Raw genomic sequence first — 25,583 nt, forward strand, 5'->3', positions numbered from 1 at the left:
CGAGGGACCGTGGTAAACCGGCGGCCCCAGGCGTCAGTCCTTGAACAGGCTGGTGACGGAACCGTCCTCGAAGACCGCCGCGATGGCCTGCGCGAGCAGGGGGGCGATGGAGAGCACGGTGAGCTTGTCGAAGCGCTGGTCGTCGCAGAGCGGCAGCGTGTTGGTGACGATGACCTCGCTCGCGACGGAGTTCTTGAGCCGGTCGACGGCCGGGCCGGAGAAGACCGGGTGGGTCGCGGCGATGACCACGTCGGCGGCGCCGTCGGCCTTGAGGGCCTCGGCGGCCTGGACGATCGTGCCGCCGGTGTCGATGAGGTCGTCGACGAGGATGCAGGTGCGGCCCTCGACCTCTCCCACGACGCGGTTGGCCCGGGACTCGTTGGGACGGTGCGGGTCGCGCGACTTGTGGATGAAGGCCAGCGGGACGCCACCCAGGGAGTTGGCCCACGACTCGGCGACCTTGATCCGTCCGGCGTCGGGCGAGACGACCGCGAGCGGCAGCTTGGCGTACTTCTTCTTGACGTGCCGCGTGAGGATCGGCATCGCGAGCAGGTGGTCGACCGGACCGTCGAAGTAGCCCTGGATCTGCGCGGTGTGCAGGTCGACGGTCATGAGCCGGTCGGCGCCGGCGGAAGTGAACAGGTCGGCCATGAGTCGCGCGGAGATGGGCTCGCGGCCGAGGTGCTTCTTGTCCTGGCGGGCGTAGCCGTAGAACGGCAGGATCACGGTGATGCGCTTGGCGGAGGCCCTCTTGAGCGCGTCGATCATGATGAGCTGCTCCATGATCGCCTCGTTGATGGGCGCGGCGTGGCTCTGGATGACGAAGGCGTCGCTGCCGCGGACCGACTCGTCGAAGCGCACGTAGATCTCGCCGTTGGCGAAGTCGTAGGACGTCGTCGGGACGAGGTCGATCTCCAGGAGGTTGGCCACCTCGTCCGCGAGCGTCGGATGGGCTCGTCCCGAGAAGAGCATGATCTTCTTCTCGGGGATCTTCTTGAGCAGGCTACTCACCGGCGGACTCCTGGGCTTGCTGTGCGGCCTCGTCTGACGGGGTGCCCGGCCTCTTGCGCCGCACCCATCCCTCCATCGTCCTCTGCTGGCCCGCGCTGACGGCGAGCGCCCCCGGCGGGACGTCCTCGCGCACGGTGGTGCCGGCGCCGGTGAAGGCACCGTCACCGATGGCGACGGGAGCGACGAAGGTGTTGTTGGAGCTGGTCTTGGCGTGTCGGCCGACGCTGGTGCGGTGCTTGGCGACGCCGTCGTAGTTGGCGAAGATCGTGCCCGCGCCGATGTTGGCTCCCTCGCCGATGTCGGCGTCGCCCACGTACGTCAGGTGCGGGACCTTGGCCCCCGCGCCGATGATCGCGTTCTTGGTCTCCACGAACGTGCCGATCTTGCCGCGCTCCCCCAGCTCGGTACCGGGGCGCAGGTAGGCGAACGGGCCGACGGTCGCCCCGGCGCCGACGACGGCGTCGGACCCGTGCGTGCGGACGACGGTCGCCTCCGTTCCCACCTCGACGTTGCGCAGCGTCGTGTCCGGGCCGATCTCGGCCCCGGCACCGACGCTGGTGGCACCGAGGAGCTGGGTGCCCGGGTGCAGCGTGACGTCGGGCTCGAGGGTGACGGCGGAGTCGATCCACGTCGTCGCCGGGTCGATGATCGTGACCCCCTCGCGCATCCAGTGCTCGGTGGTGCGGCGGTTGAGCACTGCGCCGAGACGCGCCAGCTGGCTGCGGTCGTTGACCCCCTCGGTCTGCCAGACGTCCTCCAGCACGTGGGCGCCCACCGGCCTGCCCTCGCGGACCGCCTTGGCGACGATGTCGGTGAGGTACAGCTCGCCCTGGGCGTTGTTCGCCTCCAGCGAGTGCACCGCGTGCTCGAGGAAGGCTGCCTCGACGGCAAGGATGCCGCTGTTGATCTCGCGGATCGCGCGCTCGTCGTCGGTGGCGTCCTTGTGCTCGCGGATGGCCGCGACGGCGCCCTCGGAGTCCCGCACGATGCGGCCGTACCCCGAGGGGTCGGCGGACTCGGCGGAGAGGATCGTCACCGCCCGGCCGGCGCCACGGTGGTCGATGAGCAGCTCAGACAGCGTCTGGGCCTGCAGCAGCGGGACGTCGCCGTAGGTGATGAGCACGGTCCCCTCGGGCGCATCGCCGAGTGCATCCAGCGCCACCTGGACGGCGTGGCCGGTGCCGCGCTGCTCCTCCTGCACGGCCTGGACGATGCCGGGATCGATCTCGGTGACGGCGGCGCAGACCTGCTCTCGGTCATGGCCGACGACGGCGACGACGCGGGCGGCTCCGACCTCACGGACGGCGGTCAGCGCGTGGCCCACGAGGCTGCGGCCACCGATCTCGTGCAGCACCTTGGCCCGTCTCGACTTCATCCGCGTTCCGGCTCCGGCGGCCAGGACGATCGCGGTCAGGGAATCAGACACGCCCGCCAGTGTACGGATCGCGCGCGTTTGGCACCTCCGGGATAGTTGACGCATGAACGACCGCGGTTCGCGTCGGAGCATCCTGCGGTCCGCGCGCCTGCTGCTGGGCGCGACGGCCGTGGTCTCCGCCTGCACCGTGGTCGACGGCAGGGACGAGGACGCGGAGGACGAGCGCGCCGCGGACACCGTCACCCTGGCCCTGGCCGGGGACGTCCACTTCGCCGCCCAGCTGGCCGAGACCCCCCGCGAGGAGGACTCCACGCTGGGCTCGCTCTCGCGCCGGCTGGCGCAGGCCGACCTGGCCATCCTCAACCTCGAGAGCTCGGTGACCACGCGGCGTGGTCGTGCGGACAAGGAGCTCGAAGACCCCGACGCCCGGTTCTGGTTCCGGACCCCCGCCGCCGCGCTCGACGTGCTGGCCCGGTCCGGGGTCGACGTGGTCTCCATGGCCAACAACCACGGCGCGGACTACGGCGTGGCCGGTGTGCGCGACAGCGTCGCGGCCGGGGAGGACAGCGACGTCTCGCTCGTCGGCATCGGGCTCGACGACGAGGAGGCGTTCGCCCCGGTCCGTCGGACGGTGCGCGACACGAGCGTCGCCGTCCACGCCGCCGACGCCTCGCCCCTGGAGAGCGAGGACGACACCTGGAACGCGACGCCGGGGAGCGGGCCCGGCATCGCCGCCGCGCGCGGCGAGAGCCGCGAACGGCTGGTGGAGGAGGTCCGGCAGTCGGCCGAGGTCGACGACGTCGTGGTGGTCTACCTGCACTGGGGCACCGAGGGCAGCAGCCAGCCCACCGGGGACCAGCAGTCCCTGGCGGCCGAGCTGGCCGAGGCCGGTGCCGACGTCGTGGCGGGCGCGCACGCGCACGTCCCCCTGGGTGCCGGGACGGTCGACGACACCTACGTCAGCTATGGGCTGGGCAACTTCTTCTGGTACCACGGCGACAACGCCGAGACCGGGGTGCTGGAGCTGACCGTGCGCGACGGCACGGTCGTGCAGGACGCCTGGGTGCCGGGCACGATCCCACCGGAGGGCGGGCCGGCGAGCATCCTGCGCGGCGGCGACGCCGACGAGGCCGTGGAGAGCTGGCGCGGCCTGCGCGGACGCACCGACCTGGCCGCCGGACCGGGCGAGGATCCGCAGCAGCCACCGGCGGAGATGCCGGACTTCTCCGCCGCCGTGCGCGAGATCGACGCCGCGACCCGCGAGCGCATGACCAGTCACGAGGAGGGGACGTGCCCGGTCTCCTGGGCCGACCTGCGTCGTCTCGAGGTCGACCACGTGGGCTTCGACGGGTCCGCCCACGAAGGTGAGCTCGTCGTGCACGAGGACGTCGCCGAGGAGGTGGCCGGGATCTTCGAGTCCCTCTACGAGGCCCGCTTCCCGATCCAGTCCATGCGTCTGGTCGATGAGTTCGGCGGCGACGACGACCGCGTCATGGCGGCCAACAACTCATCGGCCTACAACTGCCGCCGAGTGGCCGGGAGCTCGGCGTGGTCCGCGCACGCCTACGGCCGCGCCGTGGACATCAACCCGGTGCAGAACCCCTACGTCGTCGACGGGACCGCCCGGCCCCCGGCCGCCCAGTCCTACGTCGACGTCGACCGGTCCGCCGGAGCTCGCGCAGAGGCCGGGGTCATCGTCGCGGACGACGTCGTGGCCGATGCCTTCGCGTCCGTCGGCTGGGAGTGGGGGGCCGACTTCGAGGAGCCGGACTTCCAGCACTTCGCCGACGCCGACCCGCGTCGGCCGTAGATCCTGCTCGGCCCGAGCCGCCCGACCTGGCTCCCCGGGCAGGAGTCGAACCTGCGTCGCTTGTCCTGATTCAAAGTCAGGCGGGCCCTGCCGACAGACCAACCGGGGATCGGAGTCAGGCTATCGTCCATGACCCTCTCGACGGATCACGAGGAGGCCGTGCTCCCCAGCGCGGACTCCAACGGGACGTGGAAGAGCTGCGTGAACTCCTCCAGGAGGGGCCGTGGCCCCTCGAGCGAGATCCGACCCTCTCGCAGGGCCGCGGTCGGCGACAGCGTGCCGGCCAGGAGGGCTCGCAGCCCGGTGCCGCGCACCACGAGGTCCGGCCGGTGGGCCGGTCCGGATTTCACCTGGACCTGCGTGCCGGACGTCACGGCGTGCGCAACGGCGTCGACGACCTCGACCTGGAAGGACCGGCGTCGGTGACGCGTCCCGGTGTGTGCCGCCAGCAGGGCCGCCGCCAACGACCGGTCCGTCACGACCTCACCGGCGCGCGGCTCCGACATCGTCGAGGCGCCCCAGCGCCCGAGTGCCCGCACGGTGTCCTCGAGACCGGCGCCGTGCTCGGTCAGCTCGTACTGGACGACCGATCGACCGGCCGACGGCAGGACACGGCGGGTGACCACTCCCTCGGACTCCAGGTGGCGGAGCCTGCTGGTCAGGATGTTCGTGGGGACACCCGGGAGGCCGTCCCGGAGGTCGCCGAACCGCAGGGGGCCGGTGAGCAGGTCGCGCACGATCAGCAAGGACCACCGCTCACCCACCACCTCCAAACCACGGGCGAGCCCACAGAACTGTCCGTACGACCTCATGCTTGACACTCTCCTCGAACGCGGCGACAGTGGCAACTGAAGTTGCAAAAAACAAGTAGGGAGCATCATGTCGACCATCACCCCCATCATCGAGACCGCGGACATCGAGCGGCTGGCGGACTTCTACCGGGAGGCTTTCGGAGCCACGGAGAGCCAGCGCGTGCCGGAGGAGGGGGACACGTTCTTCGTCAACCTGACCATCGGTGCGGCGACTCTGGGGATCGTGCGCGCGGCCGGCGAGGACGGGTCCTACTCAGGTCCCCCGGACGCGTCCCGCATGGCACCAGCAGGGCGGATCCTGCTCGACCTCTCGGTGCCCGACGTTGACGAGGCACTGCGCGCCGTGGCGAGCGCCGGCGGCGACGCACCGGACGCCGCCACCGACATGCCGTGGGGATTGCGCGTCGGGCACGTCAGCGACGTCGACGGCAACCCGCTCAACCTCTCCGCGCCGACCGCCTGATCCACACGCCTCACCCCGGACGGCGTGCCACCACGAAGACGCGCTCGAACGGCAGGACCGTGCCCCAGGCGCGGCGCGGGTAGGCCTCGCGCAGCGCCGCCGTGTACTCCTGCTCGAAGTCGTGCCGTAGGGACTCCGACAGGGCCTGCAGGACCGGGCGGGCTCCGGTGCCCGAGATCCAGGAGAAGACGGGATCCTCCCCGGCCAGGACGTGCTGGTAGGTCGTCGTCCACGCGTCGACCTCCCACCCCCGCTCGGCGAACAGCTCCAGGTAGGTGTCGACGTCGGTGCCGCGAGCCTCGTGCAGGCCGCGGGTGTGGTCCGCGAAGGGCGGGCGGGAGGCGATCTCGTGCAGCAGGACGTGGCTGGGTGCATGGAAGTTGCGCGGCACCTGCAGGGCGAACGTCCCTCTAGGCGCCACGTGCCCCGCGAGACGACGCACCACGGCGGTCGCGTCCGGCACCCACTGGAACATCGCGTTGGAGACGACGAGGTCCACGGCCGCCTCCGGCGCCCAGGTCGTGACGTCGGCCCGCTCGTACGTCACGGCCGTGTCGGTGTTCTGCTCCACCGCCCGCTCGACCATCTCCGCAGAGGAGTCGACGCCATGGATCCGCGAAGCAGGCCACCGTGCCCGCAGCACGGCCGAGAGGTGACCGGGCCCGCACCCGAGGTCGACGATGCTGCTCGGGTCACCCTCGATGCGGCCGACGAGATCCAGGAACGGCCGCGTCCGCTCGTCCGCGTGCTGCAGGTACAGCGCGGGGTCCCAGCGGGTCACCCGTCCTGCTCCAGCTGCGCCGCCACGGACATCAGGGTCGCGTCGTCGTGCCGGCGTCCGATGAGCTGGACGGCCAGCGGCAGGCCCTCGTCGAGGCCCAGGGGCATCGAGACCGCCGGCAGGCCGGCGTGGTTCCACTGCGCCGTGTAAGGGAAGAACGCGTTCATCGACAGCACGGTGCGCAGTCCGCTGCGGCGCGAGAACGACCCGACCTCCAGAGCGGCCGAGCTCATGACCGGCGAGAGCAGGACGTCGACGCCGAGGTCGTCGTGCACCGCATCGCCCCAGCGCTCCCCCGCCTGCCGCGACCACTCGAGGGAGCGGTGCCCGAACGGCCGCCCGAGGCGGGCGATGCGGCGGGTCCGCGGCTCCAGCAGCGCGGGGTCGTCGACCTCCGCGGCCTTGGCCCGGATGCCGGCCAGGTAGCGCACCGTGAGGCCCTTGGCGTCGAGACCGTAGGGAACGTCGACCGGCCGGACGTCGTGGCCGAGGTCAGCCAGGAGCGCGGCAGCGTGGTTCAGCGACGCTCGCACCGGGGGGTCCAGCCGGTCGGCGCGCAGCGCGGCGGAGGCGCTGGTGGTGACGCCGATCCGCAGCGGTCGTGGCGGCGCGGCGCACGCACCCAGGAGCGACGCGGGGAAGGTCCCGATCGCGTCGAGGTAGAGAGCGGTGTCCTCCACCCGACGCGTGACGGCGCCCTGGGTGGACATCCCGAACCAGCCCCCGGACCCGGGCATCGTGCCGTGCGTCGGCTTGAACCCGACCAGCCCGCAGCACGCGGCCGGGATGCGGATCGAGCCGGCGCCGTCCGATGCCGTCGCCATCCCCACGGCCCCCGCCGCGACGAGCGCCGCCGAACCGCCCGAGGAGCCGCCGGGCGTGTGGTCCAGGTGGTGGGGGTTGCGGGTGATGCCCCGTGCGACGGACTCGGTGTAGCCGTAGATGGCCAGCTCGGGCAGGGTCGTCGTCGCGACCGGCACCGCGCCCGCGGCGCGCAGGGCGGTGACGAGCTCGCCGTCGTGCGGGGCGGCCCGGGACACGGCCCTCGACCCCAGCGCGGTGACCCGACCGGCGACGTCGACGTCGTTCTTGATCGCGACGGGGACGCCGAGCAACGGCGCCTCGTCGCCGCGGGATCGGCGCTCGTCGGCCTCGGCCGCGGCGTCGAAGGCCTCGTCGCTGAGGATCGCCACCACGGCGTTCAACCGGGCGTCCTCGCGTTCCAGGGCGGCCAGCGTCGCCACCGCGAGGCGGCGGGCACTGACCTGACCACGCCGCATGGCCTGCAGCTGGGCGGTCGGGCCGGCACCGACGAGCGTCTCCACGTCCACGGGGTGAGCGTACGGCCCGACGTGGGGCCGTGTGAGGTCACCGACAATCTCGACATCAAGATTCTTGACCGACTACGCTGGATCGATGGAGGTCGAGTCGATGGACGGTGGACCGAGGGACGGCGACGAGGTCGACGCCATCGTCGATGCCTGGCAGCGAGAACGGCCCGACGCCGACCTCTCTCCCATGGAGGTCCTCAGCCGCATCACCCGCGTCGCCCGCCACCTCGACCGCGCCCGCAAGACCGCCTTCGCCACCCATGGCATCGAGCCCTGGGAGTTCGACGTCCTCTCCGCCCTGCGACGCTCCGGCGACCCGTACCAGCTCTCGCCGGGCCGACTGGTGGCCGAGACCATGGTGACGAGCGGGACGATGACCAACCGGGTCGACCGCCTGGTCGATCGTGGGCTCGTCGACCGCGCCCCCGACCCGCACGACCGCCGAGGGGTGCTGGTGATCCTCACCCCCCTCGGCCGGCAGACCGTCGATGCCGCGCTCGATGAGCTGCTGCAGTGGGAACGCTCGATCCTCTCCGCCCTCGACGCCGCCGACCGCGAGCACGTCGCGGCCACGCTCCGCGTGCTCGCCCGCTCCCTGTAGGGCCGCGACGACCGTCCTTCGCTACGGTGTCGGGCGTGAGCCGACGACACCTCCTGGCAGTCCTGATCACTCCCATGCTGCTGCTCGGTGCGGCCTGCGGGACGGAGGAGGAGTCGCCTCCCCCCGAGCCGACCAGCGCGCCCGAGCCTTCCCAGGAACCCGAGCCCGAGCCGACCACCGCCCTCCCGCAGGGCACCGGAGAAGGCGACGTGGCGCTCGAGATCGCCGGCGACCCGGTGCCCGGCGACGACTGGAGCGCCACCTGCGCCGAGCGGGACGGTGGGTTTGCGTTCAACGCCGTCGCGACGCCGCTGTCGACGGTCCAGCTCGACGTCGGCGCCGATGGGTCCGTCACCAACTTCGTGGCCAGCGGCGAGGGCTTCGGCCCGTTCACCGCCGATGAGTCCGCAGCCGCCGACCTCGGCGTCGAGGTCACCGAGACCGGCTTCACCTTCACCGGCAGCATCGAGGCCGGGACGGTCTCCGGGAGCGTCACCTGCCCCGCATGACCGCCCGGGAGCACCTCACTCCAGCGCCTCGCTGACCTCCAGCCAGCGCTCCTCCAGCTCCGAGCGCTCCTGCACCACCTCGGCGTGCTCGCGCGCCAGGTCCGTCAGCGTCCCGGCGTCCGAGGCCGAGCCCGCCATCTGCTGCTCCAGCGCCACGGCCCGGGCACCGAGCCGCTCGACCTGACGCTCCAGACGGTCGACCTCCTTGCGGGCACGGCGCTCGTCCTGGGAGGTGGACCGTGACTTCCCGTCCCGCGGGGCCTCGGGGCTCGTGGCCTCGGGCGCACTCCCCAGACGCAGGTACTCCTCCACGCCCCCGGGCAGGTGTCTGAGGTTCCCACCGGTGACGGCGTACTGGTGGTCGGTCACCCGCTCCAGGAGGTAACGGTCGTGGGAGACGACGAGCAGCGTGCCGGGCCAGGTGTCGAGCAGGTCCTCGATCGCGGCCAGCATGTCGGTGTCGAGGTCGTTGGTGGGCTCGTCCAGGATCAGCACGTTCGGCTCGTCGAGCAGGATCAGCAGCAGCTGCAGCCGGCGACGCTGGCCCCCGGAGAGGTCCCGCACCGGCGTCGAGAGCTGGGCGCTGGTGAACCCGAGGCGCTCCAGCAGCTGTCCGGGGGTCATCTCCTTGCCTCCGGCGACGTAGGTCGCGCGCTGGCGGCCCACGACGTCGCTCACCCGGTCGTCGGCGACGGCCTCGAGCTCGTCCAGGGACTGCGACAGCGTGGCCACCTGCACCGTCTTGCCCCGCTTGACCCGGCCGGACACAGGCGTGATGTCACCCGTCACGAGCCCGAGCAGCGTGCTCTTGCCGGCCCCGTTGACGCCCAGGATGCCGGCCCGCTCCCCCGGCGCGACCCGCCACGTCACGTCACGCAGCACGACGTGGTCACCGAAGGCCACCGTGACGTCCAGCAGGTCGACGACGTCCTTGCCCAGCCGTGCCGTGGCCAGCTGCTGCAGCTCGACGTCGTCACGGATGGGCGGCTCGCTCTCGATCAGCTGGTTGGCCGCGTCGATGCGGAACTTGGGCTTGGCGGTACGCGCCGGAGCACCGCGCCGCAGCCAGGCCAGCTCCTTGCGCATGAGGTTCTGCCGACGCTTCTCCACCGCGGCCGCCTGCCGGTCGCGCTCGACCCGCTGCAGGACGTAGGCGGCGTACCCACCGCTGAAGCCGTCGACCACGCCGTCGTGCACCTCCAACGTCCGGGTGCAGACGGCGTCGAGGAACCAGCGGTCGTGCGTCACCACCGCCAGCGCTCCGGTGCCACCGCCCGCCCAGGGGCCCGCGGCCCTGCCGGTGCCGGCGAGGTGCTCGGCGAGCCACGTGACGCCTTCGAGGTCCAGGTGGTTGGTGGGCTCGTCGAGGAAGAGGACGTCGTGCTCACCGACCATGACCTGTGCCAGCGCCACGCGGCGCCGCTGGCCGCCGCTGAGGTCACCGATCACGGCGTCGCGCTCCACGTCGTGCAGCAGGCCGCCGACGACGTCGCGGATCCGGGGGTCACCGGCCCACTCGTGGTCGGCCCGCTCGCCCACGACGACGTGCCCGACGGTGTGCCCGACGTCGAGGCTGTCGCGCTGCTCGAGGAACCCGACCCGCAGGTCACGTCGCCAGGTCACGCGCCCGGAGTCGACCGGCTGGCGCCGGGCGAGCACGCGCATGAGCGTCGACTTGCCGTCACCGTTGCGCCCGACGATGCCGACGCGGTCACCCTCGGCGAGGCCGACGGTCACGCCCTCCAGGACGTCACGAGTGGGAAAGGACAGGTGCAGGTCCTCACCGCCGATGAGTGGGGTCATGACTCAGACGAAGCGGACGCCGGAGACCGGACCGCGAGCCTGCACGACGTCGGCACACGCTCCGGCGCCGGCGAGCGCGATGGCGATGTCGAGGCTGTGCTCCTCGTCGGAGGCCAGGAACAGGCACGTCGGCCCGGATCCGGAGATGACGGCGCCCAGTGCCTCGGCCTCGAGCCCGAGGTCGAGGGTGGAGCGCAGCTCCGGCCGCAGCGACAGTGCAGCCTCGGTGAGGTCGTTGGAGAGGGCCTGGCCGAGCAGCTCGGCGTCCCCGGCGCGCAGCGCAGCGAGCAGGGCGTCGGAGACCTCGGGCTCGGGCACCTCCCGGTCCTGCGTGAGACGGTCGAACTCGGCGTAGACCGCAGCGGTGGAGAGCCCTTGGGCGGCCACCCCCAGCACCCAGTGGTAGGACCCACGGGCGAGGACCGGGCTCACCGTCTCCCCACGTCCACCGCCGATGGCGATACCTCCGTGCAGCAGGAAGGGGACGTCGCTGCCCAGCTCGGCGGCGAGGGGCTCGAGCTCGTGGCGCGACAGACCGGTGCCCCAGACCTCGTTGCACGCGACGAGTGCCGCAGCCGCGTCGGCCGACCCCCCGGCCAGGCCCCCGCCCACCGGGATCACCTTGCGGATGCTCAGCTCCACACCGGCCTCGACGCCGGTCCGCTCACGCAGCAGCGCGGCAGCCTCGAGTGCGAGGTTGTCCAGTCCCTCGGGCACGTCGGCCCGCTCCTCCTCCGTGGTGCGCGTGGCCACCGAGAGCGTTCCCGCGTCGTCGACCGTGGCGCGCACCTCGTCGTGCAGGTCGAGCGCCTGGTAGACGGTGGCGAGCGGGTGGAACCCGTCCACGCGGACGGGTCCCACGCCCAGGCACAGGTTGATCTTGGCCGGGACTCGGACGGTGGCGGTGGTCACCCGACCAACCTATCCATGACCCGGGCAGGCCACAGGATGGGCAGGATCACCTAGGGCATCGCGGCCGCGATGCGAGCGAAGTCGGCCACCGTGAGCTGCTCGCCGCGGGTCTGCGGATCGACGCCGGCCGCGCGCAGTGCCACTTCGGCAGCGGCCGACGAGCCGGCGATCGAGGCCAGGCCCGAGCGCAGCATCTTGCGCCGTTGGGCGAAGGCGGCGTCGATCACGGCGAAGGTACGGCGACGCAGCTCCTCGTCGCCCGGCTCGGGTCGGCGGCGAAGCGAGACCAGCGCGGAGTCGACGTTCGGGGCCGGCCAAAACACCGAGCGGCCGATGCTCCCCGCGAGCGTCACGTCGGCGTACCAGGCGGCCTTCACGCTCGGGATGCCGTACGTGCGCGACCCTGGCCCGGCGGCGAGCCGGTACGCGACCTCCGCCTGCACCATGACGAGCGTGGTCGCGATGCTGGGGAAGCGCTCCAGGAGGTGCAGCAGGACGGGGACGGAGACGTTGTACGGCAGGTTCGCGACCAGGGCCGTGGGCGCGGGGCCCGGCAGCTCCTGCACGCGCAGCGCGTCCGCGTGCACGAGGTCCAGGCGATCGCGATGACCTGGTGCCAGCTCCGCCACGGTCTGCGGGAGTCGCTCCGCGAGGACGTCGTCCACCTCCACCGCGACCACGTGCCGAGCCACCTCCAGCAGGGCAAGGGTCAGGGAGCCCAGGCCGGGTCCGACCTCGACGACGACGTCGTCCGGCCCGATGCCGGAGGTACGCACGATCCGACGCACCGTGTTCGCGTCGACGACGAAGTTCTGGCCACGCTGCTTGGTGGGCCGCAGCCCGATGTCCGCCGCGATGCGCCGCACGTCTGACGCGCCCAGCAGGCGCACGGGTCGGGCTTCGGGCTCGCTCACCCCGACACGGTAGGGCACCGCGGCGGCGAGCCGCGCGGCCTCCGCCCTCTAGACGGTGAGTTGGTAGTCCTACGCACCCGGCGGCGGTGGATAGTTCGTCGAATGCCGTCCGATTCCACCACTGAGTCACCGCCTCATGGGGGAAGGACTACTGACTCACCGACTCACGCGGGGCCCCGCCGGCGTGGATCGTCCGCGGCACGGCGGACATCGACGCACGTCGACCCGGGTCCCGCCGTGGGACCCGGGTCGAGGTGGTGCCGACGATGAGCCGGCTCAGCCGAGGTGGCTCAGAGCAGGCCGAGCTTGGCCGCGCAGGCGGGCCACTGACCCCAGCCGGACTGCTGCTGGAGGATCTTGCCGTACTTGATCTGCACCTCACGGCTGTTCTCGTGGGGCAGGCCGGGTCCGCCGATGCTGGTCCACGTCTGCGGGCTGAACTGCACCCCGCCGTAGTAGCCGTTGCCGGTGTTGGCGGACCAGTTGCCACCGGACTCGCACTGCGCGAGACGGTCCCAGACACTGCCGTCCTCGACGCCGGGAGCATCCTCGTCGGGAGCCTCGGCCTCCTCGGTCTCGGCCGGGCCGGTGCCGCGGGCGACGATGCGCTTCTCGGCCTTCTGGACGGACTCGGTGGCCAGCACCAGACGGTTCGTGACCTTGCCGTTGGTCTTGGTCAGCAGGACGGTCTCGCGAGTGATGCTCGGAGCGCCCTCCTCGATGACGTCGGTCTCGCCCTCGGCGAGCTCGTCGTCGTCCCGGTAGTCCACGGGGGCCTTCTTCTCGATCTTCTCGACGTCGTGCTCCATCTCGACGCGCTTGACCTCGATGGTGGCGTCCTCGGTGACATAGGAGTTGACGCCGCCGTCGACCCGGTCGGTGTCCTCGAGCTCGACACCGGCCTCCTCGAGCACGTCAGCAGCGGTGGGGGCGGCCGTCGTGAGCTCGGTCTTCTCCCCGTCCGCCTCGACGGTGATCTTCTTGGGGTTGCTGACGACGACCTCGTCGCCGTCGCGGTCGAGCTGGGTGTCCTCGTTGCCGGAGACGTGGGCCTTCGGTGCCGGGTCGACGTCCAGCTCCTCCAGCGCCTCACCGACGGTGGCGGCGTGAAGCGTCTCCTGCTTGACCTCGCCGTCCACCGCGATGGTGATGGGCTTGGCGTAGCGGACCTCGATCGTGTCGCCGTCGTCCACCTGCTCGGTGGGCTCGGCGCTCACGGCGTCCTCGTCGGCGACCTCGACGTCACGCGACTCCAGGATCGAGTCGACGGAGGCACCGAAGGTGCGAACGGTGTCGGTGCTGCCGTCGACGTCGACGGTCACCGTCTTGCTGAACGCACCGTAGGCGGCGACACCGCCGCCGAGGACCATCAGCACCGCGAGGTTGAGGGCGATGACGAGCCGCTTGCTGATGCCACCGGGGGCGTCGGTCATGGCTGGCTTGGAGGAATGGCGAGCGTGGTGCACGTAGGACCTCACGGTCGGGGACAGGACAACCGATCCACCATGAGCGCATCACGTGGGTCAGGTCAAGTGACAGACTCCCAGACCCCACCAAAGGCCCGGCTGGTGTTCTCGTCGATGGCCTGGCACAGCACATCGGCGGAAATCCCCACGACCTCAGCCATGAATCGCACTGTGTGGGGCACCAGGAACGACGCGTTGGGCTTCCCGCGGTGCGGCATCGGTGTGAGGAAGGGCGCATCGGTCTCGACGAGGATGCGGTCCAGCGGGGTGACGGCCAGGGCCTCGCGCAGCGGATCGGCGTTCTTGAACGTCACCGTGCCGGCGAAGGACAGGTAGGCGCCGCGGTCCAGGCACTCCCGCGCGAACGCCGCGTCGCCGGAGAAGCAGTGCAGGACGGTGCGCTCGGGCACTCCCTGCTCGTCGAGCAGGCGCAGGACGTCGTCGTGGGCGTCGCGGTCGTGGATGACGAGGGTCCGGTCGTGGCGGTGGGCCATCGCGATGTGCTCGCGGAAGCTGCGGTGCTGGGCGTCGCGGCCATCGGCACCGGTGCGGAAGTAGTCCAGCCCCGTCTCCCCCACCGCGCGGACGTGCGGGTCCTGCGCGAGCCGGTCGATCTCGGCGAGGGCGGCCTCGAGCGTCCCCTCCTGCTCCAGGCCCGGGGCCTCGTTGGGGTGCAGGGCGACGGCAGCGACGATCGAGGGGTGGGCGGCGGCGGTCTCGACGGCCCACCGCGATCCCTCCACGTCGCAGCCCACCTGCACGATGCGAGTCACTCCCACCGCGGCGGCGCGGGCGATCGCGTCGTCGACGTCGATCAGCAGTCCACCCTTGATCCTGTGGTCCAGGTGGCAGTGGTTGTCGACGACCGGCGAGGGGAGCGGCTCGGGCGCCTCGGGCCAGGGCCACTCGGCGGGGTCGGTGACGCCGGCGCTCATTCCGGCTTCTCCTCCTCGATCCGCGGGAACAGGCTCGGCACCTTGGTGATCGTGGACCCGGGTGCCAGCTGCCCCCACGTGGCGGCGTCGGCGATGCGCTGGTCGGCCAGGGCGCCCAGCGTGGGCTCGGCACCGAGCGACTCCCACAGCGAGGCGCACGCCTTGGGCATCACCGGGTTGAGCAGCACCGCGAGGACGCGCAGGCCCTCGGCCGCGGTCGCGAGGATGGTGGCCAGGCGCTCACGCTGCGCGTCATCCTTGGCGACCTGCCACGGCGCCTGCTCGGTGAGGTAGCCGTTCAGGTCGTCGACGATGCGCCAGACCTGGGTCAGTGCGTCCTGCGGCGCCAGCTGGTCCATGGCGCCGTCGGCCGCCGTCGTCGCCTCGGCGACCGTGGCCACGAACGTCTCCTCCGCGGCGTCGAGCGCACCAGCGGCCGGCAGCTCGCCGCCGAAGTACTTGCCGATCATCCCGGACACGCGCGACGCGAGGTTGCCGAAGCCGTTGGCCAGCTCCGCGTGGTACCGCGCCCGGATGTCCTCCCAGGAGATGGAGCCGTCGGCCCCGAACGTCAGCGCCCGCGCGAAGTAGTAGCGGTAGGCGTCGGAGCCGAAGACGTCCACGAGCTCGTCGGGCCGGATGCCGTTGGCCTTGCTCTTGCTCATCTTCTGCCCGCCGACCAGCAGCCAGCCGTGCGCGAACACCCGGTGCGGGACGGGGCGGCCGGCGGCCATGAGCATCGCGGGCCAGATGACGGCGTGGAAGCGGGCGATGTCCTTGCCGACGATGTGGACGTCGGCGGGCCACAACCGCTCGAACTGCTCGTCGTCGACGCCGTACCCGGCGGCCGTGACGTAGTTGAGCAGCGCCTCGATCCAGACGTACATGACGTGCGACGGGTCCCAGGGCAGCGGGATGCCCCAGTCGAACGTGGAGCGGCTGATGGAGAGGTCCCGCAGGCCGCGCTCGACGAAGGAGATGATCTCGTTGCGGGCCGAGGCCGGCTGGATGAAGTCGGGACGCTCGCGGTAGAGCTCCAGCAGCCGGTCCCGGTAGGCGCTGAGCGGGAAGAAGTAGTTCTCCTCCGTCATGTGCTCCAGACGGGAGCCGTCGAGGGCGGAGACCTTGTGCCCCTCGTCGTCGCCCTCGCCGTCCGTGACGTCGTCCTCGGCCACGAACTCCTCCGAGCCGACGGAGTACCAGCCGGAGAAGGAGCCCTTGTAGACCTCGCCGCGCTCGTGCACGTCGGTCCAGAAGGCCTGGGCGCCGGCCTCGTGGCGTGGGTCGGTGGTGCGGATGAAGTCGTCGTTGGCGATGTCGAGCTTGGCCAGGACGGGCTTCCACTCGTCCTCGACCAGGCGGTCCACCCACTCCTGCGGGCTGACGCCGTTCTGCTCGGCCTTGCGCAGCACCTTCTGGCCGTGCTCGTCGGTGCCCGTCAGGTACCAGACGTCCTCGCCGCGCTGGCGGTGCCAGCGCGTGATGATGTCGCCCATGACCGTCGTGTAGCCGTGGCCGATGTGCGGCGCGTCGTTGACGTAGTAGATGGGCGTGGTGACGTAGTAGGACACCGCTCAATCCTAGTGAGCCGCCGCGGCGCCGATCACCGGGTGTGGGCGGCCTCGTACACGACGCGCTTGCGGACGCCGGTGCTCGCGACGACGCGGGCGACGGCGTCCTTGGTGCTCATGCCCGAGGACTCCGCGTCGCGGACGAGCTCGCGCAGGGCGTCCACGTCGAGGTCGACGTGACGGTCGGGCGCACCGGCGACGACGAGCGTCACCTCGCCACGTACTCCGTGCTCCTGCGCGTCTACCCACTCCACGAGTGCTCCAAGCCCGTCACGCACGACCTCCTCGTAGGTCTTGGTGAGCTCGCGGCACAGCGCGGCGGGCCTGTCGCGGCCGAACACGTCGGCCATCGCCGCGAGCGTGGCCCGCGTGCGGTGCGGGGACTCGAAGAAGACCATGGTGCGTCGCTCGTCGGCCAGCGCGGTGAGCACGCGCGAGCGCTCGCCCTGCTTGCGGGGTGCGAACCCCTCGAAGCTGAACCGGTCGACCGGAAGGCCCGAGACGGCCAGCGCGGTGAGGACCGCGGAGGGCCCGGGCACGGCCGTGACGTCCACGCCGGCCGCGAGCGCCGCGTCGACGAGGCGGTACCCGGGGTCGGAGACGCTCGGCATGCCCGCGTCGGTGACGAGCAGGACGGTGCTGCCGGACCGGAGCAGGTCGACGAGCTCGGGCGTGCGAGCGGACTCGTTGCCCTCGAAGTAGGAGACGACCCGGCCGGTGACCTCGATCCCGAGGTCGGAGGTCAGGCGCCCCAGGCGTCGCGTGTCCTCCGCCGCGATGACGTCGGCCGTCGCCAGCAGCTCCCGGAGCCGGGGCGAGGCGTCGTCCGGTCGACCGATCGGGGTCCCGCCGAGGATCAGCACCCCGACATCGTCCCACTCCCCCGGATCGGTGCCTCAGCAACCGAATGGGTCTGGTCCCCCGTCGGATCGGTGTGTCAGCAACCGAAAGCGCTCGGGGACGGCCGGTTCGGTGCCTCAGCAACTCAAAGCTCGCCCTTTGCGTTGCTCAGGCACCGATCGGTAGCCAGGACGACGTGTCCACCGGGCCGTGTCGCCGCGGGAGTTGTCCACAGCATCGTGCGCGACATCTGTGCGCAGACGGCTGGATCCGCTGCGATGGGGCTCATGCGCACCACCAACACCGTTCCGGACGAGCTCTCGATGGGCGTCTTCCACCGTCAGCGCGCCCTGGAGCTCGGCGTCACCTCGCGCATGTTGCAGCATCCCCGCTTCGTCCAGGTGTTCCCGTCGGTCTACCGCCTCGAGCACGTCGAGCTCGCGCCGCTCGACTGGATCAGGGCGGCTGAGCTGACGCTCCCGAGCGATGCCAAGGTCAGCCATCTCACCCGCTTCGTCCAGTTGGGGCTGCAGATCGGCGACCTGTTCCCCCTGCACTTCACCATCGGGCGGGACCATCACCGCCCCGCACTGCAGGACGTCTTCCTGCATCGCACCGTCAAGATGCCGACCGTCGGCCACGACGGCGTCAGCGTCGCCGCTGCGTTCGTCGGCGCTGCATCCCTGCTGCGACTCCTCGACGCCGTGAAGGTCGGCGACTGGCTGCTCCACCGCGACGAGCTCGATCTTCATGTCCTGGTCCGTCTCCTGGAACAGGATCACTGGCGCCCGGGCGTCGACTGTGCGCGTCGGGCTCTGGCACTGCTGGAACGTCGCTCCCGCAGCCTGCCCGAGTCCGAGGTGCGCTGTCTGCTCGTGGCCTCCGGGCTCCCCTGCCCCGAGACCAACCTCGATCTGCACGACGAGAAGGGCGTCTTCGTGGGCTGCGGTGACTTGGTCTACAAGCGGCTACGACTGATCATCGAGTACGAGGGACGCCAGCATGCCCTCGACACTGCGCAGTTCCAGCGCGACGTCCACCGGTATGCCGGGTTCCGGGCCCGCGACCTGGCCTACGTCCAAGTGACGGCACCCATGATGAAAACGCCACGAACGCTGGTCCACACCATCCACCGGGCCATGGTCGAGCGTGGGTACGACGGCCCACCGCCACGGTTCGGGGCCGACTGGCAGCGCCTGCTCCCCGAGCCGGAGCCGTGGCATCATCGACGGCCACCCGCCTGATCGGTGCATCAGCAACCGAATGAGTGCTCTATGGGTTGCTGAGGCACCGATTCACCACCCCCGCCCGCCATTCCGTTGCTCAGGCACCGATGACCGGGCCCCGTGGCTGCTTTCGGTGGAGGGCTCACCGATGGCGGGTGGCAGGATGGCCCGGTGAGGGTGGACAGGCGGCTCGTGGGCTGGCTCGCGACGCTCGCCATCGCGGCCCTCGCCCTCGTGCTGCGGCTGTGGAACCTCGCGCACCCGCGGCGACTGGTCTTCGACGAGACCTACTACGCCAAGGACGCCTACTCCCTGCTGCAGCACGGCTACGTCCAGAGCTTCACCGAGCGCGCGAACGACCGCATCGAGGACGGCGTGCTGACCCGTCTCTCCGAGCCCGAGCCGGCGCAGATCGCCCACCCCGACGGCGGCAAGTGGCTCATCGCCGCCGGTGAGCAGCTGTTCGGCATGACCCCGTTCGGCTGGCGGTTCGCCGCGGCCGTCGTGGGTGCACTGACCGTCCTGGTCCTCGCGAGACTGGTGCTGCGGCTGACCGACTCGGTGCTTCTCGCCTGCCTGGCCGGGCTGCTGCTGACCTTCGACGGCCTGCACTTCGTCATGTCCCGCACCGCCCTGCTCGACATCTTCCTCACGTTCTGGGTGGTGTGTGCCGTCGCGTGCCTGGTGGCCGACCGCGACTGGATCCGCCGCCGGCTCACGACCCTGCACCCTGTCCGGCCCTGGCAGCTCGCGGCCGGCGTCTGCTTCGGCCTGGCATGCGGCACCAAGTGGAACGGCGTCTACGTGCTGGCGGGGTTCGGCCTGCTGGTGGTCGGCTGGGAGGTCCTCAGCCGCTGGGAGGTGCGGCGGGCCACCGGCGTGGGACACGGCGTCCTCCGCACGACGCTGCTCGTCGGCCTGCCCGCCTTCGCCTCGCTCGTCCTCGTGGCGCTCGTCGTCTACGTGCTGACGTGGACCGGCTTCCTGCTGCACCATGACCTGTACGCACAACGCTTCGGCGCCGGCGACGACCCGTGGGGCGCCTGGGTGACCGAGCCGTCCGCGGGCCCGCTCGGCGGTGCCCTCGACGCGATGCGCGCCCTGTGGCACTACCACCTGCTCACGTTCGACTTCCACACCGGCGACTACCTCGCGGAGGCGACGCACCCCTACTCCTCCCATCCCCTCGGGTGGCTGATCCTGGAGCGACCGGTCGCCTTCGACGCCGTCAACGACATCCCCGCCGCCGAGTGCGGTGCCGCGGCGGACTCCTCCTGCATCCGCGAGGTGCTCGCCGTCGGCAACCCCGCCCTGTGGTGGACGGGCGTCCTCGCCCTGCTCGCGGCCCCCTTCCTGTGGTGGCGCAGTCGCGACGCCCGGTGGAGCATCCCGCTCGTGGGCGTGGCAGCGTCCTGGCTGCCGTGGTTCCTGGGCAGCGGACGGCCGATCTTCAACTTCTACGCCGTCGTGATCGTGCCGTTCACGATCATCGCGATCTGCCTGGTGGTGGATCACGCCCGCCGACGCGTCACCACCCCCCGTGGCCGCTACGCCGTGTGGGGCGGCGCGGGGCTGCTCCTGGTGGCCACGGTGACGCTGTTCTGCTTCTTCCACCCCGTGTACACCGGGGACCTCATGACCCGCGAGGCCTGGGAGACCCGGATGTGGTTCCGCACCTGGATCTGATCAGCCGCGCTGCGTCGCACCCTGCAGCGCCAGGCCGACGATCCACGCGATGTCGTCGGCGGTCTCGGCGGGCGGCTTGGACGGCCTCGTGATGGCTGAGAGCACCAGCCGCACGACGGTCTCGACGGCGACGTCCAGCTCGGCGTCGTCCAGCGGCAGCGGGGCGAAGCCCTCGGTGATGCACTGCTTGACCACCGTGCCGGCGACGTCGACGATCTGGCCGGACTCGGTGGTGATGGTCTTGAGCAGCTCGGCGTCGTGCTCGTGCGGCACCGACGTGACGATGGTGCGCACCAGCAGGCTTGACTCGGCGAAGACCAGCACGCCCACGCAGGCGCCGCGGATGCCGGAGATGATGTCGGGCTCGGCCGACATCCGGGCCCGCACGACGTCCAGGAACGCGCTCAGCTCGCGCAGGGCGAGGGCCTGGGCGAGGTCCTGACGCGTGCCGATCTCGTTGTGGACCGTCTGCCGGCTGACCCCCACCACAGCAGCCACCCGAGCCATCGTGACCGAGGCCCAGCCGGACGTCTCGACCATCTCGCGCGTGGCGTCGAGCAGGCGGTCTCGCAGCAGGCCCTGCACCGACTCGCGGTAGGTGGCGGTCATGGCACCAGTGTCTCGTCCAGCGCCAAGTCGGGGTCGGCCAGCCGCGCGGCGTCGGGTCGCTCACGCGACGCGATCCACGCACGCGCCTTGCGCACCTCGGCGGGTCGGCCCACCGTGACGGCACCGCGGATGACGCCGTCGCACAGGAAGAAGGCGGTGAAGTCGCGATCGGGCAGGGAGCCGCGCACCACGACATCGTGCTGCGAGGACGGCCAGCCCGTCACCTGCAGTGTGCAGCCGTACTGGTCCGACCAGCACCACGGAACCTCGTGGAACCCGACGCCTGCGCCGGCGACGTTCTTGCCGACGGCGGTGCCGTGGTTCTGCGCGTTCTGCCAGTGCTCGACGCGGTGCACGCCCCCGAGCACGTCGTTGGGCATCCGCGCGACGTCACCCGCCGCCCACACGTCGGCCGCGCTGGTCCGGCCGAGCTCGTCGACGAGCACCCCTCCCCCGTCGGCCCGTGTGGCGACGTCCAGGCCGGCCTCCGCGGCGAGCTCGACCCCCGGCTCCTGACCGATCGCGAGCACGACGCTCGTGCCGGTCCACGTGCGGCCGTCGGCGGCACGGACCTCGACACCGTCAGCGACATCCGCGATGCCCTCGACGAGGACGCCGGTGTGCAGGTCCGTGCCGTGGTCGCGGTGCAGGTCGGCGCACCACTGCCCGAGCTGCGCGGGCAGGACGTGGGGCAGAGGCAGGTCGGCCGCCTCGAGCACCGTGACGGCGCTTCCGGCCGCGCGCGCGTTGGCGGCGATCTCCGAGCCGATCAGTCCGGCGCCCACCACGAGCAGGTGCGCCTCGGGGGTGAGGTCGGCGCGCAGGGCCTCCGCGTCCCCGACGTCCCGCAGCGTGCGCACCCGGGTGGAGTCCGTCGGCGTCGTGCGGGCACGCCCACCGGTGGCGAGCACGAGCGAGCCGTACTCGATCTTCTCCCCGTCGGCCGTCGTGACGGTGTGCTCCTCGGGCTGGACCGAGACCACACGGGTCCCGGTGCGCAGTCGGACCCCCTGCGTCTCGTACCACTCGGCCTTCTTGATGCGGATGTCGTCGGGCGTCTTGTCGCCCCGGACGACCTCCTTGGAGACCGGCGGCCGGCGGTAGGGCAGCTGGTCCTCCGCCCCCAGGAGCACGACCTCGCCGGTGAATCCTCCGGCCCGTGCGCCCGCGGCGGCGCTGACGCCGGCGATCCCGGCGCCGACGACCACGAGCCGGCCCAGAGTCGGCTCGGTCGTCGGCCCGGTCGTCGGTCCCGTCATCGGCTCAGGCCTCGACCATGGTGAAGTCGGCCTTGGCCGCGCCGCAGTCGGGGCAGGTCCAGTCGTCGGGGATGTCCTCCCACTTCGTGCCGGGCGGGAAGCCCTCCTCCTCCCAGCCCTGCGCCTCGTCGTAGATGAAACCGCACTGCTGGCACTCCCACGTCTTCACTGCTGCTGTCCCTCCTGGGCCTGGCGGGCCCGGGTCTCGGCGCTGATGATGTTGCCGTCCTGGTCATTGTGCGTGAACTCCTCCGCGGGCACGAAGTCCACCTGCTCGCGCACGCCGCAGTCCGGGCACGTCCAGTCCGGATCGATGTCGGTGAACGCGGTGCCGGCGGGCCAGCCCTCGCGGGGGTCGCCCTTCGCCTCGTCGTAGACGTACTCGCAGTTGGGGCACACGTACTGGGTGCTCATGTCAGGCCGCCGCTTCCGTCGTCGTGCTGCCGTACCTCCGCGCGTACTTCTCTGCGGTACGGGGGTGCAGGTTGGTGCGGGTGAGGTCGCCGTCGTAGTGGCCGAGCACCCGCTCGTCCATCACGCGTCGCCAGACCTGCGGCACCCAGGAGAGCACGATCATGCCCGCGTAGCCGGTGGGCAGGACCGGGGCCTGCTTGAAGTCGCGCAGCGCCTGGTAGCGACGGGTGGGGTTGGCGTGGTGGTCGCTGTGGCGCTGCAGGTGGTACAGCAGGACGTTGGTGCCGATGTTGTTGCTGTTCCAGCTGTGTGAGGGGTTGACCCGCTCGTAGCGGCCCGACTCCAGCTTCCCCCGCTTCATGCCGTAGTGCTCCAGGAAGTTGACGCTCTCCAGCAGCCAGATGCCCAGCACGGCCTGCAGCACGAGGTAGGGGAAGATCTGCCAGCCGAAGGCGATCATGACGCCGCCCCACAGCAGGATGGAGAAGGCCCAGGCGTTGATGAGGTCGTTCCTGAGGGTGAAGGGGGACTTGCTCTGGCGGCCGAGACGCTTCTTCTCCAGGCCCCAGGCACTCTTCAGGCTGCCCCACACGGTGCGCGGCATGAACTCCCAGACCGTCTCGCCCAGGCGGGCCGAGGCCGGGTCCTCCGGCGTGGCGACGCGGACGTGGTGGCCGCGGTTGTGCTCGATGTAGAAGTGGCCGTAGAAGGTCTGAGCGAGCGCGACGCGGGCGAACCAGCGCTCGTGCTCCTGCTTCTTGTGGCCCAGCTCGTGGGCGGTGTTGATGCCGATGCCCGCCACCATGCCCAGGCCGGTGGCCAGGCCGATCTTCTCCACCACGGTGAGCGCCTCGGGGATGCCCGGCAGCGTGCCGCCACCCAGCAGGTAGGCGCCCCAGACGAAGCCGACGATCTGCGCGGGGATGAAGGCGTACGTCACCCAGCGGTAGTAGCGGTCCTCCTCGAGCGTCTCGATGAGCTCATCGGGTGGGTTGTTCGGATCCAGCCCGGCGACGAGGTCGAACAGCGGGATGAGGACGAAGACGAAGAACGGCCCGAAGAACCACCAGATGCTCCAGCCGGTGGCGGCGTAGGCCCCCCAGATGATGCCCGGGATGAGCGGGATGATCGCCCCCATGATCCACAGGTAGCGCTTCCGGTCGGTCCACTCGACGAGCTCGCCGTCGACGGTTGCCTGGATGCTCATGCGTCCTCCTCGTGCTGCGGCCCTGCCCGGCCGCGCGGTTGACATCAACGTACCAAGTGTCAAGTACTTTGACAATAGACACATGAATGTCAAGACACCGGTGGGTGGAGGGTGGCCGCCCCCGCGCAGACGGCGGGGGCGGCCGGCGCCGGGCCGCAGGGGAAACTCCACCGCCCGGCGGTCCGGTCCGCGCCGGGTAGAGGCAGCGCGGAGGCTTGGGTCAGAACATGGCGGCGGCGTTGATGATGCCGGGCGCAAGCACGACGATGAACAGGACGGGAAAGATGCACGCCATGAGCGGGGCAAGCAGCTTGATGGAGACCTTTCCGGCCTTGCCCTCGGCACGGAGCTTGCGCTTGAGGCGCATCTCCTTGCTCTGGATGTGGACCATCGACGACATCGACGATCCGTGCTCCTCGGCCTGGGTCACCCCGCGGATGAAGGAGATGAGGTCCTCGGAGCTGGTCCGGCGCTGCAGCGCCTCGTACGCGTCCCGCCGCCCCATTCCAAGGCTGATGTCCTGGACGGTGCGCACGAGCTCATCGGAGAGCGGACCGTCGCCCGTCCGCGCCGTCTTGGCCAACGAGGCCTCGAAGCCGAGCCCCGCCTCGATCGAGATGACGATCTTGTCCAGGACGTCCGGCAGCTCGCGCTGGATCTGGTCCTGGCGCTCCGAGGCGCGGCTGTGCACGAGCAGGTCCGGCACGAAGTAGGCGATGACGACTGACGCGACGCCGACGACCAGCAGCACGGTCCCCCCGCCGAACGCGAACTGCGAGACGATCAAGAGCACGACGACCGGCAGGATGACCTTCACCAACGCGATGTTCCTCATCGACCACAGGTCCGGATGGCCCGCCAGCACGAGATTGCGCTGGAGCCGACGAAACATCGCCCCCGACATGACGCGCCGCTCTGAGTCCTTGAGCTGGTCGAGCTGGCGCATTCGGCGCGAGGTCGGCTGGCCGGTGGGCGTGTCCCGGGGAAGGAGTCGGTCCCGGACGGTGCGGTCGGGCAGCGCCACGACCCCGAGCGCGACACTCAGCGCGGCGACGGAGAGCACGATGAACAGGATGCCGATGATGACCATGACCGCCCCCTAGACCTTGATGTCCACGATTGACCGCATCCACACGTAGCCGATGCCGTACAAGACGATGGAGGCGCCGAACAGCATCCGGCCGACCGTGGTGACGAACAACGGGTCCAGGTAGCCCGGGCGGATGATCGTGTAGAGCACCCCGAGGGCCACCGGCAAACCCATGAGCACCCACATTGAGGCCTTGCCCTCGGAGGCGTAGGCATTGACCTTCTCGCGAATCTCGGCCCGGTCGCGGATGGTCGCGGCGACGACGTCGATGATGTCGTTGAGGTTGCCACCGGTGTCGCGCTGCACCTCTGCCGCCTCGGCGAACCAGCGGAAGTCCTCGCTGTGCATCCGGTCGGCCGACTCCAGCATCGCCTCAACGAGGTCGCGCCCCACTCGGCTCTCGTTGACGACCCGACTGAGCTCGTCGGACATCGGCTCCTCGGCATCGCTCGCCACCGAGGCGATGGCGATCGGGAGGCTCTGGCCCGCGCGAAGGGCAGAGGCGATGATGCGCAGAGTGGGGTCGAGCTGCGCCTCGAACCTCTTGCGCTGCTTGCGCGTCCGCATCTTCAGGACCAGCTTGAGGCCGACTGGCACGGCGAAGGCGAACAGGACGGCGAGCAGCAGGCCGCCGCCAAGGAAGAAGCCGACGACGAACGACCCCGCCGTGCCGATCAGCAACCAGGCAACCACGACGCTCGCCGGCTTCCGGATGTTCGCCTGCTGCAGCTCGCTGGCCCGGAACGGCATCCAGCCGCGCCTCCGCAGCACCGCGTCGATGCCGGTGATGAAGCCACGGTAGGCACGCCGCGCGAGCGGCTCCTGCGGGATGGCCGTGCCCCGACGACGGTCCTTGGAGATGCGGGGCACGGTCGAGCCGAGCAGCACGTAGGCCACGGCTCCGACTGCACCGAGGACGAGCGCGACACCGGTGAGCAGCACGGGCACGTCGACCATC

At 71.0% G+C, this 25,583-nt stretch carries 25 protein-coding genes and 1 tRNA gene; 6 read left to right on the plus strand and 20 right to left on the minus strand.

The annotated features are described in order from the left end of the window. Positions 1 to 33: 33 nt before the first annotated feature. Together ACHAAC_RS01465 and glmU are read right to left on the minus strand one after the other, a co-directional pair. On the minus strand, positions 34 to 972 hold the full coding sequence (locus tag ACHAAC_RS01465) for a ribose-phosphate diphosphokinase (RefSeq protein ID WP_435714762.1): 939 nt from the start codon (positions 970 to 972) through the stop codon (positions 34 to 36). A 31-nt stretch (positions 973 to 1,003) separates the two neighbouring features. Continuing rightward, complete coding sequence (gene glmU / locus ACHAAC_RS01470; RefSeq protein WP_435714083.1) at positions 1,004 to 2,437, minus strand: bifunctional UDP-N-acetylglucosamine diphosphorylase/glucosamine-1-phosphate N-acetyltransferase GlmU; 1,434 nt, start codon at positions 2,435 to 2,437, stop codon at positions 1,004 to 1,006. Positions 2,438 to 2,489: 52 nt separating this feature from the next. On the opposite strand from glmU, the gene ACHAAC_RS01475 reads away from it, so the two are divergent. Continuing rightward, positions 2,490 to 4,196 carry a CapA family protein gene (locus ACHAAC_RS01475; protein WP_435714084.1) on the plus strand — a complete coding sequence of 569 codons (1,707 nt, stop codon included), beginning with the start codon at positions 2,490 to 2,492 and terminating at the stop codon, positions 4,194 to 4,196. Positions 4,197 to 4,223: 27 nt separating this feature from the next. On the opposite strand, the gene ACHAAC_RS01480 is transcribed toward ACHAAC_RS01475, so the two are convergent. Together ACHAAC_RS01480 and ACHAAC_RS01485 are read right to left on the minus strand one after the other, a co-directional pair. After that, a tRNA-Gln gene (locus ACHAAC_RS01480) sits at positions 4,224 to 4,305 on the minus strand. Between the two features lie 37 nt (positions 4,306 to 4,342). Continuing rightward, entirely contained in the window at positions 4,343 to 5,008 is a 666-nt protein-coding gene (locus tag ACHAAC_RS01485) for a winged helix-turn-helix transcriptional regulator (protein WP_435714085.1), read from the minus strand. Positions 5,009 to 5,075: 67 nt separating this feature from the next. On the opposite strand from ACHAAC_RS01485, the gene ACHAAC_RS01490 reads away from it, so the two are divergent. Next, positions 5,076 to 5,471, plus strand: a complete 396-nt coding sequence (locus ACHAAC_RS01490) for a VOC family protein (protein WP_435714086.1) — start codon at positions 5,076 to 5,078, stop codon at positions 5,469 to 5,471. A gap of 10 nt (positions 5,472 to 5,481) precedes the next feature. Here the strand turns inward: ACHAAC_RS01490 and ACHAAC_RS01495 are convergent, their stop codons facing one another. After that, positions 5,482 to 6,252: a methyltransferase domain-containing protein gene (locus ACHAAC_RS01495; RefSeq protein WP_435714087.1), complete on the minus strand. Its 771-nt coding sequence runs from the start codon at positions 6,250 to 6,252 to the stop codon at positions 5,482 to 5,484. After that, the gene (locus ACHAAC_RS01500; RefSeq protein ID WP_435714088.1) at positions 6,249 to 7,583 is read right to left on the minus strand and encodes an amidase family protein; all 1,335 of its coding nucleotides are present in this window, start codon (positions 7,581 to 7,583) and stop codon (positions 6,249 to 6,251) included. The genes ACHAAC_RS01495 and ACHAAC_RS01500 overlap by 4 nt, the downstream gene beginning before the upstream one ends. Positions 7,584 to 7,668: 85 nt before the next feature. Between ACHAAC_RS01500 and ACHAAC_RS01505 the strand changes: the two genes are divergently transcribed. Next, a complete protein-coding gene (locus ACHAAC_RS01505) occupies positions 7,669 to 8,184 on the plus strand; it encodes a MarR family winged helix-turn-helix transcriptional regulator (RefSeq protein WP_435714089.1) in 516 nt (171 codons plus the stop codon). 35 nt (positions 8,185 to 8,219) lie between these two features. After that, complete coding sequence (locus ACHAAC_RS01510) at positions 8,220 to 8,693, plus strand: hypothetical protein (protein ID WP_435714090.1); 474 nt, start codon at positions 8,220 to 8,222, stop codon at positions 8,691 to 8,693. A gap of 15 nt (positions 8,694 to 8,708) precedes the next feature. Here ACHAAC_RS01510 and ACHAAC_RS01515 read toward each other — a convergent pair whose 3' ends face one another. The 7 genes from ACHAAC_RS01515 to rsmI all read right to left on the minus strand — a co-directional run bounded on the left by ACHAAC_RS01515 (position 8,709) and on the right by rsmI (position 17,157). Further along, positions 8,709 to 10,496 carry an ABC-F family ATP-binding cassette domain-containing protein gene (locus ACHAAC_RS01515; protein ID WP_435714091.1) on the minus strand — a complete coding sequence of 596 codons (1,788 nt, stop codon included), beginning with the start codon at positions 10,494 to 10,496 and terminating at the stop codon, positions 8,709 to 8,711. Positions 10,497 to 10,499: 3 nt separating this feature from the next. Then, a complete protein-coding gene (locus ACHAAC_RS01520) occupies positions 10,500 to 11,408 on the minus strand; it encodes a 4-(cytidine 5'-diphospho)-2-C-methyl-D-erythritol kinase (RefSeq protein WP_435714092.1) in 909 nt (302 codons plus the stop codon). 50 nt (positions 11,409 to 11,458) lie between these two features. Then, positions 11,459 to 12,322, minus strand: a complete 864-nt coding sequence (gene rsmA, locus ACHAAC_RS01525) for a 16S rRNA (adenine(1518)-N(6)/adenine(1519)-N(6))-dimethyltransferase RsmA (RefSeq protein ID WP_435714093.1) — start codon at positions 12,320 to 12,322, stop codon at positions 11,459 to 11,461. Positions 12,323 to 12,612: 290 nt separating this feature from the next. After that, positions 12,613 to 13,755 (minus strand): transglycosylase family protein, encoded by a 1,143-nt coding sequence (locus ACHAAC_RS01530; RefSeq protein ID WP_435714094.1) that lies wholly within the window; start codon positions 13,753 to 13,755, stop codon positions 12,613 to 12,615. 95 nt (positions 13,756 to 13,850) lie between these two features. Then, a complete protein-coding gene (locus ACHAAC_RS01535) occupies positions 13,851 to 14,723 on the minus strand; it encodes a TatD family hydrolase (protein WP_435714095.1) in 873 nt (290 codons plus the stop codon). Beyond that, positions 14,720 to 16,294, minus strand: a complete 1,575-nt coding sequence (gene metG / locus ACHAAC_RS01540) for a methionine--tRNA ligase (RefSeq protein ID WP_435714096.1) — start codon at positions 16,292 to 16,294, stop codon at positions 14,720 to 14,722. Before metG ends, ACHAAC_RS01535 begins: the two co-directional genes overlap by 4 nt. A gap of 32 nt (positions 16,295 to 16,326) precedes the next feature. Next, positions 16,327 to 17,157, minus strand: coding sequence for a 16S rRNA (cytidine(1402)-2'-O)-methyltransferase (gene rsmI, locus ACHAAC_RS01545; protein WP_435714097.1), 831 nt, complete (start codon positions 17,155 to 17,157; stop codon positions 16,327 to 16,329). A gap of 264 nt (positions 17,158 to 17,421) precedes the next feature. Here rsmI and ACHAAC_RS01550 point away from each other — a divergent pair, with 264 nt between their 5' ends. Then, positions 17,422 to 18,378 carry a hypothetical protein gene (locus ACHAAC_RS01550; RefSeq protein ID WP_435714098.1) on the plus strand — a complete coding sequence of 319 codons (957 nt, stop codon included), beginning with the start codon at positions 17,422 to 17,424 and terminating at the stop codon, positions 18,376 to 18,378. A 153-nt stretch (positions 18,379 to 18,531) separates the two neighbouring features. Further along, on the plus strand, positions 18,532 to 20,046 hold the full coding sequence (locus ACHAAC_RS01555; protein ID WP_435714099.1) for a dolichyl-phosphate-mannose--protein mannosyltransferase: 1,515 nt from the start codon (positions 18,532 to 18,534) through the stop codon (positions 20,044 to 20,046). On the opposite strand, the gene ACHAAC_RS01560 is transcribed toward ACHAAC_RS01555, so the two are convergent. From ACHAAC_RS01560 to ACHAAC_RS01590, 7 genes are all read right to left on the minus strand, one after another. Then, complete coding sequence (locus ACHAAC_RS01560) at positions 20,047 to 20,655, minus strand: TetR/AcrR family transcriptional regulator (protein ID WP_435714100.1); 609 nt, start codon at positions 20,653 to 20,655, stop codon at positions 20,047 to 20,049. Continuing rightward, positions 20,652 to 21,914, minus strand: coding sequence for an NAD(P)/FAD-dependent oxidoreductase (locus tag ACHAAC_RS01565; protein ID WP_435714101.1), 1,263 nt, complete (start codon positions 21,912 to 21,914; stop codon positions 20,652 to 20,654). Before ACHAAC_RS01565 ends, ACHAAC_RS01560 begins: the two co-directional genes overlap by 4 nt. Before the next feature lie 4 nt (positions 21,915 to 21,918). Continuing rightward, the gene (locus ACHAAC_RS01570; RefSeq protein ID WP_435714102.1) at positions 21,919 to 22,083 is read right to left on the minus strand and encodes a rubredoxin; all 165 of its coding nucleotides are present in this window, start codon (positions 22,081 to 22,083) and stop codon (positions 21,919 to 21,921) included. Next, complete coding sequence (locus ACHAAC_RS01575) at positions 22,080 to 22,328, minus strand: rubredoxin (protein ID WP_435714103.1); 249 nt, start codon at positions 22,326 to 22,328, stop codon at positions 22,080 to 22,082. Before ACHAAC_RS01575 ends, ACHAAC_RS01570 begins: the two co-directional genes overlap by 4 nt. A gap of 1 nt (position 22,329) precedes the next feature. After that, positions 22,330 to 23,535, minus strand: a complete 1,206-nt coding sequence (locus ACHAAC_RS01580) for an alkane 1-monooxygenase (RefSeq protein ID WP_435714104.1) — start codon at positions 23,533 to 23,535, stop codon at positions 22,330 to 22,332. Positions 23,536 to 23,755: 220 nt separating this feature from the next. Then, a complete protein-coding gene (locus tag ACHAAC_RS01585) occupies positions 23,756 to 24,625 on the minus strand; it encodes a type II secretion system F family protein (protein ID WP_435714105.1) in 870 nt (289 codons plus the stop codon). Positions 24,626 to 24,634: 9 nt separating this feature from the next. Next, on the minus strand, positions 24,635 to 25,582 hold the full coding sequence (locus ACHAAC_RS01590) for a type II secretion system F family protein (protein ID WP_435714107.1): 948 nt from the start codon (positions 25,580 to 25,582) through the stop codon (positions 24,635 to 24,637). Position 25,583 lies beyond the last annotated feature (1 nt).

This window comes from Aeromicrobium sp. CF4.19 (genome assembly GCF_051262555.1).
Taxonomy (GTDB): domain Bacteria; phylum Actinomycetota; class Actinomycetes; order Propionibacteriales; family Nocardioidaceae; genus Aeromicrobium.